16 protein-coding genes and 1 pseudogene are annotated in these 15,077 nt (G+C 72.0%); 10 read left to right on the top strand and 7 right to left on the bottom strand.

Annotation, left to right across the window (positions count from 1 at the left end; genetic code table 11):
• Positions 1-38: 38 nt before the first annotated feature.
• Genes aroC through aroB form a run of 3 tightly spaced genes read left to right on the top strand, consistent with a single transcriptional unit; the run spans position 39 to position 2,847 of the window.
• Positions 39-1,268 (top strand): chorismate synthase, encoded by a 1,230-nt coding sequence (gene aroC, locus H7A72_RS16670; RefSeq protein ID WP_223277906.1) that lies wholly within the window; start codon positions 39-41, stop codon positions 1,266-1,268.
• Positions 1,265-1,780 carry a shikimate kinase gene (locus tag H7A72_RS08960; RefSeq protein WP_084451789.1) on the top strand — a complete coding sequence of 172 codons (516 nt, stop codon included), beginning with the start codon at positions 1,265-1,267 and terminating at the stop codon, positions 1,778-1,780. The genes aroC and H7A72_RS08960 overlap by 4 nt, the downstream gene beginning before the upstream one ends.
• On the top strand, positions 1,777-2,847 hold the full coding sequence (aroB, locus tag H7A72_RS08955; protein ID WP_185220310.1) for a 3-dehydroquinate synthase: 1,071 nt from the start codon (positions 1,777-1,779) through the stop codon (positions 2,845-2,847). The genes H7A72_RS08960 and aroB overlap by 4 nt, the downstream gene beginning before the upstream one ends.
• A 15-nt stretch (positions 2,848-2,862) precedes the next feature.
• Here aroB and H7A72_RS08950 read toward each other — a convergent pair whose 3' ends face one another.
• From H7A72_RS08950 to H7A72_RS08940, 3 genes are all read right to left on the bottom strand, one after another.
• A complete protein-coding gene (locus tag H7A72_RS08950; RefSeq protein WP_255494301.1) occupies positions 2,863-3,498 on the bottom strand; it encodes a response regulator transcription factor in 636 nt (211 codons plus the stop codon).
• A gap of 50 nt (positions 3,499-3,548) precedes the next feature.
• Positions 3,549-4,238, bottom strand: coding sequence for a sensor histidine kinase (locus H7A72_RS08945; protein ID WP_185220308.1), 690 nt, complete (start codon positions 4,236-4,238; stop codon positions 3,549-3,551).
• 73 nt (positions 4,239-4,311) lie between these two features.
• Positions 4,312-4,752, bottom strand: coding sequence for a hypothetical protein (locus H7A72_RS08940; RefSeq protein ID WP_185220307.1), 441 nt, complete (start codon positions 4,750-4,752; stop codon positions 4,312-4,314).
• 145 nt (positions 4,753-4,897) lie between these two features.
• Here H7A72_RS08940 and H7A72_RS08935 point away from each other — a divergent pair, with 145 nt between their 5' ends.
• Both H7A72_RS08935 and H7A72_RS08930 read left to right on the top strand, forming a co-directional pair.
• Entirely contained in the window at positions 4,898-5,794 is an 897-nt protein-coding gene (locus H7A72_RS08935) for an ABC transporter ATP-binding protein (protein ID WP_185220306.1), read from the top strand.
• The gene (locus H7A72_RS08930) at positions 5,791-6,582 is read left to right on the top strand and encodes an ABC transporter permease (protein ID WP_084451785.1); all 792 of its coding nucleotides are present in this window, start codon (positions 5,791-5,793) and stop codon (positions 6,580-6,582) included. The genes H7A72_RS08935 and H7A72_RS08930 overlap by 4 nt, the downstream gene beginning before the upstream one ends.
• Here H7A72_RS08930 and H7A72_RS08925 read toward each other — a convergent pair.
• Positions 6,575-8,137 carry an FMN-binding glutamate synthase family protein gene (locus H7A72_RS08925; RefSeq protein WP_185220305.1) on the bottom strand — a complete coding sequence of 521 codons (1,563 nt, stop codon included), beginning with the start codon at positions 8,135-8,137 and terminating at the stop codon, positions 6,575-6,577. The two genes, H7A72_RS08930 and H7A72_RS08925, sit on opposite strands and share 8 nt — an antisense overlap.
• Before the next feature lie 47 nt (positions 8,138-8,184).
• Here H7A72_RS08925 and H7A72_RS08920 point away from each other — a divergent pair, with 47 nt between their 5' ends.
• The 5 genes from H7A72_RS08920 to H7A72_RS08900 all read left to right on the top strand — a co-directional run bounded on the left by H7A72_RS08920 (position 8,185) and on the right by H7A72_RS08900 (position 12,336).
• The gene (locus tag H7A72_RS08920; protein ID WP_185220304.1) at positions 8,185-9,435 is read left to right on the top strand and encodes an alpha/beta fold hydrolase; all 1,251 of its coding nucleotides are present in this window, start codon (positions 8,185-8,187) and stop codon (positions 9,433-9,435) included.
• A gap of 76 nt (positions 9,436-9,511) precedes the next feature.
• A complete protein-coding gene (gene efp / locus H7A72_RS08915) occupies positions 9,512-10,072 on the top strand; it encodes an elongation factor P (protein WP_072624767.1) in 561 nt (186 codons plus the stop codon).
• The gene (nusB, locus tag H7A72_RS08910; protein WP_072624766.1) at positions 10,073-10,486 is read left to right on the top strand and encodes a transcription antitermination factor NusB; all 414 of its coding nucleotides are present in this window, start codon (positions 10,073-10,075) and stop codon (positions 10,484-10,486) included. It abuts the gene before it with no gap.
• A gap of 9 nt (positions 10,487-10,495) precedes the next feature.
• Positions 10,496-11,683 (top strand): AI-2E family transporter, encoded by a 1,188-nt coding sequence (locus tag H7A72_RS08905; protein WP_185220303.1) that lies wholly within the window; start codon positions 10,496-10,498, stop codon positions 11,681-11,683.
• Positions 11,680-12,336 (top strand): NUDIX hydrolase, encoded by a 657-nt coding sequence (locus tag H7A72_RS08900; protein ID WP_185220302.1) that lies wholly within the window; start codon positions 11,680-11,682, stop codon positions 12,334-12,336. Before H7A72_RS08905 ends, H7A72_RS08900 begins: the two co-directional genes overlap by 4 nt.
• Before the next feature lie 6 nt (positions 12,337-12,342).
• Here the strand turns inward: H7A72_RS08900 and H7A72_RS08895 are convergent.
• The 3 genes and pseudogenes from H7A72_RS08895 to H7A72_RS08885 all read right to left on the bottom strand — a co-directional run bounded on the left by H7A72_RS08895 (position 12,343) and on the right by H7A72_RS08885 (position 14,868).
• Positions 12,343-13,112: pseudogene (locus H7A72_RS08895) on the bottom strand (MetQ/NlpA family ABC transporter substrate-binding protein).
• A 155-nt stretch (positions 13,113-13,267) separates the two neighbouring features.
• Complete coding sequence (locus H7A72_RS08890) at positions 13,268-13,960, bottom strand: methionine ABC transporter permease (protein WP_185220301.1); 693 nt, start codon at positions 13,958-13,960, stop codon at positions 13,268-13,270.
• A complete protein-coding gene (locus H7A72_RS08885) occupies positions 13,957-14,868 on the bottom strand; it encodes a methionine ABC transporter ATP-binding protein (protein WP_370543525.1) in 912 nt (303 codons plus the stop codon). Before H7A72_RS08885 ends, H7A72_RS08890 begins: the two co-directional genes overlap by 4 nt.
• Positions 14,869-15,077: the final 209 nt, after the last annotated feature.

The raw sequence follows: 15,077 nt of genomic DNA, 5'->3' as shown, positions 1-15,077 counted from the left end.
TGACGGGGTCGCGCCCGCGGGATGGGAAGATGCCGGACATGTTGCGTTGGTTGACTGCTGGTGAGTCGCACGGCCAGGCCCTCGTGGCGACCCTCGAGGGGCTGCCGGCCGGGGTCGAGGTCACGACCTCGGACGTCGCGGGTGCGCTCGCCCGTCGTCGTCTCGGCTACGGGCGCGGTGCCCGGATGAAGTTCGAGCAGGACCAGGTGACCTTCCTCGGCGGAGTGCGCCACGGCAGCACCCTCGGCTCCCCGCTCGCCGTGATGATCGGCAACACCGAGTGGCCCAAGTGGGAGACGGTCATGAGCGCCGACCCCGTCGACGCCGCCGCCTTCGCCGCCTCCGACGACGTCAACGCCGACAAGGAGATCGCCCGCAACCGCCCGCTGACCCGCCCGCGGCCCGGGCACGCCGACCTCGTCGGCATGCAGAAGTACGGCTTCGACGAGGCGCGTCCCGTCCTCGAGCGCGCCTCGGCCCGCGAGACCGCCGCCCGCGTGGCCCTCGGCGAGATCGCCGAGCGCTTCCTCGAGCAGGCCTATGGCATCCGGCTCGTCGCGCACACCGTCGCGATCGGCGAAGGGGAGGCCCCTGCCGACGGTCCGCTGCCGACGCCCGACGACACCGCCACCCTCGACGCCAACCCCGTGCGCGCGATGACCCGCGAGGGCACCGACGCGATGGTCGCCGAGATCGAGGCGGCCAAGAAGGACGGCGACACCCTCGGCGGCGTCGTCGAGGTCCTCGCCTACGGCCTGCCGCCGGGCCTGGGCAGCCACGTCCACTGGGACCGCCGGCTCGACGCGCGTCTGGCCGGGGCGCTCATGGGCATCCAGGCGATCAAGGGCGTCGAGGTCGGCGACGGCTTCACCACCGCCCGCCGCCGTGGCTCCGCGGCCCACGACGAGATGGAGCGCGACGCTGACGGCACGATCCACCGCCGCACCGGCCGCGCCGGGGGCACCGAAGGGGGCATGAGCACCGGTGACGTGCTGCGCGTGCGCGCCGCGATGAAGCCGATCAGCACCGTCCCGCGGGCGCTCGAGACGATCGACGTCGCCGGCACCGACCCGGCGACCGCGATCCACCAGCGCTCCGACGTGTGTGCCGTCCCCGCCGCGGGCGTCGTCGCCCAGGCGATGGTCGCGCTCGTGCTCGCCGAGGCGTGCGTCGAGAAGTTCGGTGGCGACTCGGTCGCCGAGACCGCCCGCAACCACCGGGCCTACCTCGACGCGATCCCCGAGCTCATGCGGACGTGGGAGGCGTGAGCGGGGCTCCCTTCGTCGTCGTCATCGGTCCGCCCGGGGTCGGCAAGTCGACCGTCGCCGCCGCCCTGGCGCAGCGACTGGGTCGTCGCCTCGTCGACACCGATGCCCTCGTCGAGGAGCGCGAGGGGCGCACGATCTCCGACCTCTTCGTCGACGAGGGCGAGGACTACTTCCGGGCCGCCGAGGAGCGCGCCGTGCTCGACTCCCTGACCGATGACGGCACGGTGCTCGCCCTCGGTGGGGGAGCGCCGATGATCCCCGCGGTCACCGAGGCGCTGGCCGCGCACCGCGTGCTCTTCCTCGACGTCGGTATCGCCGATGCCGCCAAGCGGATCGGCTTCGACAAGAGCCGACCGCTGCTGTCGGTCAACCCGCGGCAGAGCTGGATCAAGACGATGGAGGCGCGCCGCCCGACCTACGAGTCGCTGGCCGACCACCGCGTCGACACCGCCGGACGCGACGTCGAGGCCGTCGTCGCCGAGGCCCTGGCCCTGCTCGAGGTGAGCGCATGAGCGACGTGACGACCATCCCCGTCGGTGACGACTACGAGGTGCTCGTCGGCCACGGGGTCTCGGCGCGGGTCGCCGAGGTGCTGCCCGAGGGCGTGGCCCGGGCCCTCGTCGTCCACGGTGCTCCGCTGACCCGACTCGCCGAGCCGGTGACCACCGCCCTGCGCGACGCCGGGCTCGAGGTCCACGTCGCCCCGGTGCCCGATGCCGAGGCGGCCAAGACCGTCGAGGTCGCCGCCGGGCTGTGGGGTGTCATGGGACAGGCCGGCTTCACCCGCACCGACGCGGTCGTCGCGGTCGGTGGCGGCAGCGTCACCGACCTGGCCGGCTGGGCGGCAGCCGCCTGGCTGCGGGGCGTGGCCGTCGTGCACGTCCCGACGACGGTGCTCGGCATGGTCGACGCGGCCGTCGGTGGCAAGACGGGGATCAACACCGCCGAGGGCAAGAACCTCGTCGGCGCCTTCCACACCCCGGCCGCCGTGCTGTGCGACCTCGACCACCTCGCGACCCTGCCCCCGGCCGACCTGTCCGCGGGCCTGGCCGAGGTCGTCAAGGGCGGCTTCATCGCCGACCCGCGCATCCTCGAGGTCGTCGAGGCCGACGAGTCGAGCGTGCAGGACCCCGGCTCGACGGCACTGCGCGAGGTCATCGAGCGCAAGATCGCCATCAAGGCCCGGGTCGTCGCCGCCGACCTGCGCGAGTCGAACCTGCGCGAGATCCTCAACTACGGCCACACCCTCGGGCACGCCATCGAGCACCACGAGGGCTACCGGATGCGGCACGGCGAGGCCGTCGCGATCGGCATGGTCTACGCCGCGGAGCTGGCCCACCGCACCGGCCACATCGACACCGCCCTCCTCGAGCGGCACCGCTACGTCCTGGGGTTGCTCGGGCTGCCGACGAGCTACTCCGGCGCGAGCTTCGACGAGCTGCTCACGGCCCTGCGGCGCGACAAGAAGACCCGAGGGGCCACGCTGCGCTTCGTCGTCCTCGACGCCCTGGCCGAGCCCACCCGCCTCGTGGGCCCCGACGAGAGCCTGCTGCGCGAGGCCTACGTGGCCCTCGCCTGATCCGGGCCAGCAGGGTCAGACGCGGTCGTCGAGCTCGGCCTCGTGGACCGTGATGGCGACCTGCACGCGGTTGTCGGCGTCGAGCTTGTCGAGGATCCGGCCCACGTGCGCCTTGACCGTCGCGACGCTCAGGTAGAGACGGGCCGAGATCTCGGCATTGGACAGGCCGGCACCGACCGCCTTGGCCACGTCGAGCTCACGCTCGGTGAGCGCGGTCAGGCGGGCGCGGGCGTCGTCGCGGGCGACGTGGGCGCGGCCGACGGAAGCGGTGCGCACCGACTCGAGCACCTGGGCGGTGACGCTGGGGGAGAGGATCGACTGGCCGGCCGCGACGAGACGGACCGCCTCGACGATCCGGTCCGGCGGGGTGTCCTTGAGCAGGAAGCCGTCGGCGCCGTGCCGCAGCGCGCGCATGACGTCGTCGTCGGCGTCGAAGGTCGTGAGGACGATGACCTTGCTCGGCGATCCGCTGCGCACGAGCTCGTCGGTCGCCGCCAGCCCGTCGAGGCGCGGCATGCGGATGTCCATGAGCACCACGTCTGGGGAGCGCTCGGCCACGACGGACACCCCCTGGCGCCCGTCCTCGGCCTGCGCGACGACGGTGATCTCCGGGGCGCCGCCGAGGATCATCGCCAGCGCCGTGCGGACCATGGGGTCGTCGTCCACGAGGACGACGGAGATCGGTGCCCTGCTCGAGTCGCTCACGTCGGCCACGGTAGCCACACCGCGAGGCGGTGCCGTCCCTCGGGGGTCCAGCCGTGCTCGATGCGGCCACCGGCGAGGTCGACGCGTTCGGAGAGCCCCAGCAGCCCGGTGCCCGTCCCGGGCACCTCGGCGTGGGCCGTCTGGACGGAGCGGGGGTTGGTCACGCTGATGTCGAGACCGGCCCCCGGCGCGCCGGTGAGGCGCACCTCGACCCCGGCTCCGGGCGCGTGCTTGCGGGCATTGGTCAGGCCCTCCTGGACGACCCGGTAGGCGGTGCGGCTCGTCGACTCGGGCAGGTCCGCGACGTCGAGGTCGGCGTCGACGATCACCCGCGTGCCGCCGGCTCGTGCCTCGTCGAGGAGCTCGGGCAGGTGGACGAGCGTGCTCTGCGGACGAAGGGAGGTCCCCTCCTCGTCGGCGCGCAGCACCCCGAGCACCTCGCGCAGGTCGGTGAGGGCAGCGCGCGCGTTGCCGTCGATCGCCGCGATCGCCGCCCGCCGCTCCTCCTCGGGCAGGTCGTGGCGATAGCTGAGGACACCCGAGTGCATGGTCACGAGCGAGATGCGGTGCGCGAGCACGTCGTGCATCTCCCGGGCGATGCGGGCGCGCTCGGCCGTCTGGGCCCGGGCGACCCGGGCCCGCTGCTCCGCCTCGGCCGTCTGCGCCCGTTCGACCCAGGAGCGCACGAGGGCCCGCCGCGAGCCGATCGAGTAGCCGATGGCGACGATGACGGCGATGACGAGCAGGTTGACCAGCAGCTCACCCCACAGGGGGAGGGCCTCGGGGGTCGGGGTAGACCACGCGGGTGCTGAAGACCCCCGCGAGGGTCGTGAGCAGGACCATCGGCGCGATCTCGGGCCAGCGCTGGCGGGTCGCGAGCGAGACGAAGGCGACGGTCTGGGCACCGGCCGCCACCGTGGACACCGCGCTGAGGACGGTGGTGACGAGCGTGATCGGCACCGGCCAGCGCCGGCGCCACGGCACCAACGCCGCGGCCACCAGGCCGATGACCGGGTCGACGAGGACGAGCCACGCGGCACGCCAGGAGTCGGGGATGTCGGCGTCGCCCGGGTAGAGCAGGGCGATGGTGAAGAACCAGAAGGTCAGCCCGAGCAGCAGGGCGGCGCCGACCCGCCAGGTCGTGTCCCACCAGGTCAGGCGGTCGGGATGGCGCTCGTCGGGTGCCGCAGTGCTCGTCACGGGCCCACCGTAGGTGGTGACGACCCGGCCGGACATCCGCCGTCGGTCCATGACGAAGGGGGGACACCCCCCTTCGGAAGTCGTAGTCGCGGTCGCGACCTGCGGGCGATGTGCCGACCCCCTGTCGGGGCGGATCGTGGTCGTCATGATCACCGCCACCCACCTGACCAAGCGTTACGGCGACTTCACCGCCGTCGACGACATCACCTTCACCGCGAGGCCGGGCAGCGTCACCGGCTTCCTCGGGCCCAACGGCGCGGGCAAGTCGACCGCCATGCGGATGATGACCGGCCTGACCCCGCCGACCTCCGGGGAGACGACCGTCCTCGGCCACCGCTACGCGGACCTGCGCAACCCCGGGCGTCACGTCGGCGTCATGCTCGATGCCTCGGCGCAGCACCCGGGGCGGACCGGGCGCGAGGTCCTCACGCTTGCTGCCCGGACCATGGGCGTCGGCTCCGACGCCGTGACCCGTGGGCTCGCCCGCGTCGGGCTCACCGACAAGGAGGCCGGGCGCCGGGTGCGCAACTACTCGCTCGGCATGCGCCAGCGACTCGGTCTGGCGACCGCCCTGCTCGGCGACCCGCAGGTGCTCGTCCTCGACGAGCCGGCCAACGGTCTCGACCCGCAGGGCATCCACTGGATGCGCGGCCTGCTGCGTGACTTCGCCGATGCCGGGGGCACCGTGCTTCTGTCCTCACACCTGCTGAGCGAGGTGCAGATCATCGCCGACGAGCTCGTGATCATCGGCAACGGGCGGATCGTCGCCGAGGGCACGACCACGCAGCTGCTCGAGCAGCAGGGCACGCGGGTGCGCTCGCTCGACGACGACGCACTCGAGGTCGCCCTGCGCGCGGCCAACATCGACGTCGCCCTGACGCCCGCGGGTCTGGTCGCCCAGGCCCCGGCGGCAGCCGTCGGCCGCGTCGCCCTGGACGCCCGCATCGTCCTCACCGACCTCGCTGCCGGCTCCGCCGGTGGACTCGAGGAGCTCTTCCTCACCCTGACCGCCGCTGACTCCCGAGGAGCTGATGCAGCATGAGCACTACGACCGCACCGTCCACGACCACCGACCCGACCCCCGCCCCGGCACCGATCGACCTCGACGGCGACCTCATCCCCTTCGCCCGGCTCGTGGGGGTCGAGGTGCGCAAGATGGTCGACACCCGCGCCGGGATGTGGATGCTCATCACCATGGCGGCGATCAGCTTCGTCGTGTGCGGGGTGCTCATCGCCGTCGGGGAGGGCGATGACATCTCGATGGCGACCTTCCTCGGCTTCATCACCATGCCGATGCTCGTCCTGCTGCCGATCATGGGGATCATGTCGGCGACCCAGGAGTGGAGCCAGCGCACCGGTCTGGCGACCTTCACCCTCGTGCCCCGGCGCGGTCGGGTGCTCTCCGCCAAGGTCGTCGCCTCGCTCGTGCTCGCCCTCGGGCTGCTCGTCGTCGCGGCCCTGGCGGCGGCGCTGTCCACGCTCGTCTCCGGAGGGGACTTCGCGCTGGAGGGGCTCTCCGTGCCCGGGCTGGTCCTCACCGCGCTGATCTTCACCCTGCAGGGCGTGGCCTTCGGGGCGGCCCTGCTCAACACCCCGCTCGCGATCGTCACCAGCCTGGCGCTGCCGACCGTGTGGACGATGCTCACGTCGATGAGCGAGCGGATGAGCGACATCGCACAGTGGCTCGACCTCAACATCGTCACCGGGCCGCTCGTCGAGGGGACGATGACCGGCTCGGACTGGGGTCACCTGGCGACCGGTGGCCTGGTCTGGGTGGGAGTGCCCCTGGCGATCGGGACCTACCGGGTGCTCACCCGGGAGATCAAGTAGCCGGGACCTCCTCGTCCTCGCTGGAGGGCGCGGCCTGCGACATGATCTCGATGATCGCGGGCCGCGTCCTCCTCGCCGAGGTGCCCCAGCCGGGCTCGTAGTCGTAGACCTCGCCGAGCGGGGTCGCCTTGCGGTTGCCGAGGAGCAGCTCGACGTCGTCGACGGTGAGCAGGCCCGGGTGCCAGACCCCGCAGGCCTCCGAGACCTTGAGCAGGTCGCGGCGCAGGGTGCGCAGGTAGTTGTCGACCCGGTGCGCCTTGAGGGTCGGGTCGAGGCCCCGGGAGAGCCAGGGATTTTGCGTGGCGACACCGGTCGGGCAGTGGTCGGTGTGGCACTTCTGGGCCTGGATGCACCCGAGGGCGAGCATCGGCTCGCGGGCCACGTGGACCATGTCGACGCCCAGGGCGAAGGCGACGAGCGCATTTTCGGGGAGGCCGAGCTTGCCCGAACCGACCCAGACGACCCGGTCGGTCAGGCCGGCCCGGGCGAAGATGCCGTAGACACGGGTGAAGGCCAGACGGAAGGGCAGGGCGACGGCATCGCTGAAGACGAGCGGCGCCGCGCCGGTCCCGCCCTCGCCGCCGTCGATGGTGATGAAGTCGACGCCGCGGGTGCCGTCGGCCATCGCGGCGGCGAGCTCCTCCCAGAAGGTCGAGTCGCCGACCGCCGACTTGATGCCGACCGGCAGGCCGGTGACCTCCGCGACCCGCTCGACGAAGTCGAGCATCGAGTCCACGTCGTCGAACTCCGTGTGCCGCGACGGGCTGGCGCAGTCCTCGCCCTGCGGGATGCCTCGGGTCTCGGCGATCTCGGCCGAGATCTTGGCGGCGGGCAGCATGCCGCCCAGGCCCGGCTTGGCGCCCTGGCTGAGCTTGATCTCGATCGCCCGCACCGGCGCCGACGCGACGACCGAGGCGAGCCTGTCGAGGTCGAAGCGGCCCTGCTCGTCGCGACAGCCGAAGTAGGCGGTGCCGATCTGGAAGATCAGGTCGCCGCCCTGGCGGTGGTAGGGGGAGAGCGAGCCCTCGCCCGTGCAGTGCATGGCGCCGGCCAGACGGGCTCCCTCGTTGAGCGCGTGGACGGCATTGCCCGACAGCGAGCCGAAGCTCATCGAGGAGATGTTGACGACCGACTGGGGGCGGAAGGCGTGGCGCCGCCCGCGCGCGGCGCCGAGGACCTTGGCGCAGGGCAGGGGGGTGTCCTCGCCGGCGTGCGCGCTCGTCGCGGGGGCGACGGACGAGAAGGTGCGGTGCTTGAGGACCGGGTAGCCCTCGACCCGCTCGACGTCGTTGTCGGTGCCGAAGCCGACGTAGTTGTTCTCCTTCTTCGACGAGGCGTAGACCCAGGCCCGCTGGTCGCGGCTGAAGGGCCGCTCCTCGTCGTTGCTCGTGACGATGTACTGCCGCAGCTCCGGCCCGATCCGCTCGAGCAGGTAGCGGGCATTGGCCACGACGGGGAAGTTGCGCTTGAGGGAGTGCTGCTTCTGCAGGAGGTCCCGGGCGGCGAGACCAGCGGTCCCGGCAGCGACGGCGGCGAGCAGGGCGGTGGACTTCATGTCCGCCATCCTGCCTCGTCCGGAACCGGTCTGCGAGGATGCATGACATGGCGATCGGGGGACGGCGACGACGCGGGATCGTAGGACTTGCCGCGCTCCTCGTCGTGGCGGTCGTCGTCGCGGCGCTCCTGTGGCGGACGCGGGGCGACGGCGACGAGCTGGTGACCGGGCCGTCGGGAGAGGCCTTCTACGAGACCACCGCCGAGCAGCTGGCCGCCGGCCGGCACGGCACGATCATCTGGTCACGCCGCGTGGTCGACGGGCCGACGATCGGCGGGACGACCCACCTCGTCATGTACCGCTCGACCAGTGCGAAGGGAGAGCCCGTTGCCGTGTCCGGCGTGGTCTCCGTCCCCGAGGGCGAACCGCCGGCGGGCGGGTGGCCAGTCATCAGCTGGGGCCACGGGACGACCGGTACCGCAGACCGGTGCGCGCCGTCCCGGTCCCTCGTGGACGAGCAGACCGGCGTCTACGCGGCCTCGATGGACCGGGCGACGGCCGATCTGGTTGCCGACGGCTTCGCCGTCGTGCGCACCGACTACGAGGGGCTGGGCACGCCCGGGCCGCACCCCTACCTCATGGGCCAGTCCGCCGGGGCGGCGATGAGCGACATCGTGCTCGCCGCGCACGAGCTCACCCCCGACCTGTCCTCCCGATGGGTCGCGATGGGGCACTCGCAGGGGGCGCAGGCGGCGATCTTCACCGCGCGCTTCACCGATGCCTACACGCCCGGTCTCGACCTCGTCGGCATCGTCGCCATCGCCCCGCCGAGCCAGCTCGGCGTCGTCGTCGAGATGGCCGACGGTGGGGCACCGGCAGGGACCTCGGCCGACGAGGCGGCGGCGGCCGAAGGGCAGGACGCGGGCTTCCTCGGCCCGCTCGTCGTCGCGGCGGCGCGCACCGCGGACGTCCCGGTCGAGCAGGTCGTGAGCCCCCAGGGGCGGCGGTTGCTGCCTCAGCTGGAGCAGCGGTGCATCGCCGAGCTCTTCCGTGACGACTCCTTCGGCGGGATGCAGCTCACCGACTTCGTCCGCGGGGACGCCGACCTCTCCCGGATCCGAAGGACGGTCGGGACCAACGACGCGGCCGAGGTGCTACCGCAGGTGCCGGTCCTGCTCGTCCACGGCGACCTGGACACGACCGTCCCGGTGCTCCTGAGCGACCGGCTTGCCGAGCAGTACGAGGAGCAGGGCGCGGACCTGGAGTACGAACGGGTCACCGGGGCCGACCACATCTCGGTCCTCACCGAGGGGGAGCCGCGGGTGCGCGCGTGGGTGGATCGGGTCTTCGCCGGTTAGGATGCTGGGCGGCCCGCGCGCCCTCGGCGCTGCAGTGGCAGGCACATCTGACGACGACGCGAAGGCGAGCACACCCGTGGCAACGACGAATGACCTCAAGAACGGCATGGTCCTCAACCTCGAGGGGCAGCTCTGGAGTGTCGTGGAGTTCCAGCACGTCAAGCCCGGCAAGGGCCCGGCCTTCGTGCGGACCAAGCTCAAGAACGTCACGAGCGGCAAGACCGTCGACAAGACCTTCAACGCCGGCACCAAGGTCGAGACGTCCAACGTCGACAAGCGCACGATGCAGTACCTCTACAACGACGGCACCGACTTCGTCTTCATGGACCCCGACACCTACGACCAGATCCCGGTCGCGCCGGAGGTCGTCGGTGACGCGGCGAAGTACATGCTCGAGAACCAGGAAGCGGTCGTCGCCCGCCACGACGGCAACGTCCTCTTCGTCGAGCTGCCGGCGTCGGTCGTCCTCGAGATCACCTACACCGAGCCGGGCCTGCAGGGCGACCGCTCCACCGGTGGCACCAAGCCCGCGACCCTCGAGACGGGTGCCGAGATCTCCGTGCCGCTCTTCCTCGAGCAGGGCACCAAGGTCAAGGTCGACACCCGCGACGGGTCCTACCTCGGTCGCGTGAACTGAGTGGGAGCCCGGACCAAGGCGCGGCGCCGCGCGATCGACCTGCTCTTCGAGGCGGAGTCCCGAGGGCTCAACGCCGGTGAGCTCGCCCGGGAGCGTGCCGAGTCGCCCGTGACCCCCGCGCCGCTCAACGACTACACGATCAGCGCGGTCCAGGGAGTCGTCGCCCACTGGGGCGACATCGACGACGCACTGACGACGTACAGCCAGGGGTGGAGCCTGGACCGCATGCCCGACGTCGACCGCGCGATCCTGCGGCTGGGCGCGTGGGAGATCCTCTTCAACGACGAGGTGCCCGACGGCGTCGCCGTGAGCGAGGCGGTCGCCCTGGCCACCGAGCTGAGCACGGACGAGTCGCCGAAGTTCGTCAACGGCCTCCTGGCGCGCATCGTCGAGGTCAAGCCCACCCTCGTCTGAGGAGAGACATTGAGCACAGCGCACGACCCGGCGCAGGTGCCGGCGACCACCGTCGATCGAGGCACCGTCATCGGTGAGGGCTTCACGTGGCTGGCGCGCTGGTCGTGGCGCCTGCTGCTCGTGTCCGCCGGCGCCGCCATCCTGTGGTGGATCCTCGGCAAGCTGTGGGTCGGGGTCTTCCCCGTCCTGCTCGCCCTGATCGTCGCGACCGTCCTGTGGCCGCCGACGCGGTGGCTGCGGTCCAAGGGGCTGCCCGACGCGCTCGCCGCGGTGCTCGTGATCCTCGGTGCCCTCGTCGTCTTCTTTGGCGTGCTGGGGGCGATCACCCCGTCGCTCATCAGCCAGTCGGGCGACCTGGCCGACTCCGCCGCCAAGGGTCTGTCGGAGCTGCAGCAGCGGGCGGCCAAGCCGCCCTTCAACCTCGACAACCAGACGATCAACGACGCCGTCAGCACCGCCCGCACCTGGCTGCAGGACCGGGGCGGTCAGATCGCCACCGGCGCTCTCGCGGGAGCCTCGGCGGTGGGTTCGGGTGTCGTCACGCTCGTGCTCGTGCTGGTGCTCGTCTTCTTCTTCCTCAAGGACGGGCCGGCGTTCCTCCCCTTCGTCCGTCGCGTCAGCGGACCGCGGGCCGGCGCCCACCTCACCGAGGTCGCCACCCGCTCGTGGGCCACCCTCGGTGGCTTCATCCGCACCCAGGCGGTCGTCTCGGCCGTCGACGCCGTGCTCATCGGCATCGGTCTCGTCGTGCTCGGGGTGCCGCTCGCCTTCGCCCTGGCCGTGCTGACCTTCTTCGGTGGCTTCATCCCGATCGTCGGTGCCTTCGCGGTCGGCTTCCTGTCGGTCCTCGTGGCCCTCGTCGCCGAGGGGCCGTTGACGGCCCTGCTGGTGCTGGCGCTGATCATCGCGGTGCAGCAGATCGAGGGCAATGTCCTCCAGCCCTTCCTCCAGGGCCGCTCGATGCAGCTGCACGCCGGGATCATCCTGCTCGCCGTCACCATCGGGGGCACCGTCTTCGGCATCGTCGGGGCCTTCCTCGCGGTCCCCGTGGCCGCCGTGGGCGCCGTCGTCCTGCGCTACCTCAGCGAGCAGGTGGCCCTGCGGGCCGGTGAGATCACCGCCGACGAGGCCGAGTCCGAGACCGAGGAGGGCTCCGACGTCGCCGAGGTCGAGCAGGACGCCGCGGTCACCGAGTGAGCGTCCTCCCGCGTCCGGCCGTCAGCGTCATCCCGCTGCGGGACGGGGCGCGGGGCCCGGAGGTCTTCGTCCAGCACCGTCAGCAGACGATGGACTTCGCCGCCGGTGCCGTGGTCTTCCCCGGCGGACGGTGCGACCCCGACGACGTGGCGAAGGGGGCCGACCTCGCCCTGTCGTCCGCGACCGTGGCCGACCACGTCCACAGGTGGCGACTCGTGCCCGTCGACGGGGACCGCGCCGTCGACGCCCGCACCCTCGTCGCCACCGGGCTGCGGGAGCTGGTCGAGGAGACCGGCCTCGTCGCCGAGTCCGAGGCGCTGCTGCCGTGGGACCGCTGGGTGACGCCGGAGGGCCCGCCGAAGCGCTTCGACGTCTCCTTCTACGTCCTGCCGGTCCCGCACGCGTCGGCGTGTCAGCCGGCGCACCTCACGAGCGAGGCGGTCGACTCGCGCTGGGAGGCCGTCGCCGACCTGCTCGCCGCCGGCCGCGACGGGAGCGTGCGCCTGATGACCCCGACCCGCGTCATCCTCCAGGAGCTGCTCGACCTGGGCACCGTCGCGGCCGTGACACGACTGCGGCCGGTCATCACGTGTGTCCGTGACGACCGGCCGGGGTCGCGCCCGCGGGCCACCGACGTGGCGCCGCAGGGCTGAGCGGGCTCAGAAGGCGGGCAGGACCTCGCCGTCGGGCCAGGTCTGCTCGATGTACTTCTTCACCTCCGGGGAGTGGAGCAGCTCGTCGAGCTTCTGCAGGCCCTCGTTGTCCTCGTTGGCGGACTGGACGGCGAGGAAGTTGGCGTAGGGGTTGTCCTTGCCCTCCTCGACGACCAGGGCGTCGTCGACCGACAGGCGGCCTCGATGGCGTAGTTGCCGTTGATGACGGCCGCGTCCAGGTCCTGCAGGGAGCGGGCCAGCTGCGCCGCGTCGGTCTCCTTGAACTCCAGGTCCTTGGGGTTGTCCTCGACATCGAGGATCGTCGCGTTGGTCGCGTCGACGCCGTCCCCCAGGGTGATGACGTCGTGGTCGGCGAGCAGCTGCAGCGCCCGGCCCTGGTTGGACGGGTCGTTGTTGATCCCGATCGTCCCGCCCTTGGGCAGGTCCTTGATGTCGTCGATCGAGTCGGCGTAGAGCGCGAAGGGCTCGATGTGGATGCCGTCGTAGTGGGCGAAGTCGTAGCCGCGGTCCTCGACCTGCTCCTCGTAGTAGGGCAGGTGCTGGAAGTAGTTGGCGTCGAGCGTGCCCCCGGAGAGCTGGACGTTGGGCTGCACGTAGTCGTCGCAGGTCTTGATCTCGAGGTCGAGGCCGGCGTCGGCGGCGAGCTCCTTGTCGACGTACACGAGGATCTTGGCGTGCGGCGTGGGGGAGGCGCCGACGGTGATCTTCGTGACGCCGTCACCGTCGGCAGCGGGACCCTCGGCGTCGTCCTGCATCAGACCGCACCCCGTGAGGGCCAGGGCGGAGACGGACAGGACCGCGGCGGCGCGGGTGGCGGTGCGGGCGGGGGACATGGGGGTTCCTCTCTGTGGTGGCCGGTCGGCCGGGGTGGGACGAAGGGAGTGGGACGCGGGCGTGGTGCCGGGCTCGGTCAGCGGCGGTCGAGTCGACGGGCGACGAGGTCACCGATGACCTGCACGGCGGTGACGATGACGACGAGCAGCGCGACGCACACGACCATGACGTCGGTCTCGAACCGGTTGTAGCCGTAGCTCATGGCCACGGCCCCGAGGCCGCCTCCACCGACCGCGTCGGCCATCGCCGTGTAGCCGATGAGGGCGATGAGGGTCGTCGTCAGGCCGGCGACGAGGCCCGACCTGGCCTCGGGCAGCAGCACCTTGCGGGTGATCTCGCGCCGCGTGGCGCCCATCATCGTCACGGCCTCGACCTTGCCGCTCGGCACCTCGCGCAGGGAGGTCTCGACGAGTCGGGCGTAGAAGGGGATGGCGCCGACGGTGAGGGGCACGACCGCGGCCTGCCAACCGATCGAGGTGCCGACGATCAGCCGGGTGACCGGGATGATCACGATCATCAGGATGAGGAAGGGCAGGGAGCGGCCGAGGTTGACCAGCGCGCCGACGAGACGGTGGGTCACCGGGCTGGGGGAGGTGCCGTCGGGCGAGGTGGTGAAGAGCAGCACCCCGAGGGGGATGCCGAGCAGGGCCGTGATGAGCCCGGCGACGGCGGTCATGCCCAGGGTCTCGAGCACCGCGGTCGGGACGATCTCCCGGATGACCGGGTTGTCGAACCACTGGTCAGCGGGAATCGCGATCAGGGCGCTCATGCGGCCACCTCCGGCGACAGGTGGGCGGCCTCGAGGAGCCGGACGGCCTCGGCAGCGTGCCCCGGGTCGACCTCGAGCTGGATCCGACCGACGCGTCGGCCGGCGATCGTCTCGAGGGTGGCGGCGGCGACCTCGGCCGGCACCCCGCCCTCGCGCAGGAGGCTGAGCACGGCGTCGACGCTCGTCGTGCCGGAGCGGGGGTCGCCGAGCGAGACCTCGACGTAGCCGCCGGCGTGCTCGAGGGGGAGCGGGGGCAGCGGGATGAGGTCGCGGTGCAGCTGGGTGGCGGCGGCGGTGACGACCTCGCCGATCGGGCCGGTCTCGACGACGCGTCCGTCGGCCAGGAGGGTCACGGTGTCGCAGACCTCGCGGACGACCGAGGGCTCGTGGGTGATGATGACGACGGTGATCCCGAGGCGCTCGCGCAGGTCGCGCAGCAGGCCGAGGATCTGGCGCGTGGTGCCGGCGTCGAGCGCCGAGGTCGGCTCGTCGCACAGCAGGATGTCGGGGCGCGTGGCCAGGGCACGGGCAATTCCGACGCGCTGCTGCTGACCGCCGGAGAGCTGCCCGGGGTGGTTGTCGGCGCGGTCGGTGAGGCCGACGACGTCGAGCAGCTCGGCGACCCGGGCACGGCGGTCCTGCGCCGACCACCCGGCGATCTCTAGGGGGAGGGCGATGTTGTCGGCGGCCGAGCGGGAGTCGAGCAGGTTGGCGTGCTGGAAGACCATGCCGAAGCGGCGCCGGACGGCCCGCAGGTCGGCGCCGCGGAGGGCAGGGATGTCGGTGCCGTCGAGGTCGACGGTGCCGGCCGTCGGCTCCTCGAGCCCGGTGAGGCAGCGGATGAAGGTCGACTTGCCGGCGCCGGAGCGGCCGAAGATGCCGTGGATGGAGCCGCGGGGGATCGACACCGGAAGGTAATAGAAAGTTATGGAACGCATAAGCAAAACGCCTGCGTCACCCTGCAGTGCCCTACGGCAATGCAGAGTCGAGGTTCGGGGCCACTCGACTCTGCATGGCCGTAGGGCACTGCAGAGTTGGTGACGGGTTCGGTCGCGGGGGCGGACGCGGGTAGAGTCAACGCCGATCGACATCCTTTAACCACTGTCCCGTGAGGCAG

This window comes from Janibacter sp. YB324, assembly GCF_014217915.1.
GTDB lineage: Bacteria > Actinomycetota > Actinomycetes > Actinomycetales > Dermatophilaceae > Janibacter > Janibacter indicus.
This window is presented reverse-complemented; position numbering and strand designations above follow the sequence as displayed.

Bases quoted from the DNA above. Each gene is read 5' to 3' on its own strand.
- aroB (WP_185220310.1), top strand. From the start codon at position 1,777: ATGAGCGACGTGACGACCATCCCCGTCGGTGACGACTACGAGGTGCTC.
- H7A72_RS08935 (WP_185220306.1), top strand. From the start codon at position 4,898: ATGATCACCGCCACCCACCTGACCAAGCGTTACGGCGACTTCACCGCC.
- H7A72_RS08920 (WP_185220304.1), top strand. From the start codon at position 8,185: ATGGCGATCGGGGGACGGCGACGACGCGGGATCGTAGGACTTGCCGCG.
- H7A72_RS08950 (WP_255494301.1), bottom strand. From the start codon at position 3,498: ATGGTCCGCACGGCGCTGGCGATGATCCTCGGCGGCGCCCCGGAGATC.
- H7A72_RS08925 (WP_185220305.1), bottom strand. From the start codon at position 8,137: ATGAAGTCCACCGCCCTGCTCGCCGCCGTCGCTGCCGGGACCGCTGGT.
- H7A72_RS08890 (WP_185220301.1), bottom strand. From the start codon at position 13,960: ATGAGCGCCCTGATCGCGATTCCCGCTGACCAGTGGTTCGACAACCCG.
- H7A72_RS08930 (WP_084451785.1), top strand. From the start codon at position 5,791: ATGAGCACTACGACCGCACCGTCCACGACCACCGACCCGACCCCCGCC.
- aroC (WP_223277906.1), top strand. From the start codon at position 39: ATGTTGCGTTGGTTGACTGCTGGTGAGTCGCACGGCCAGGCCCTCGTG.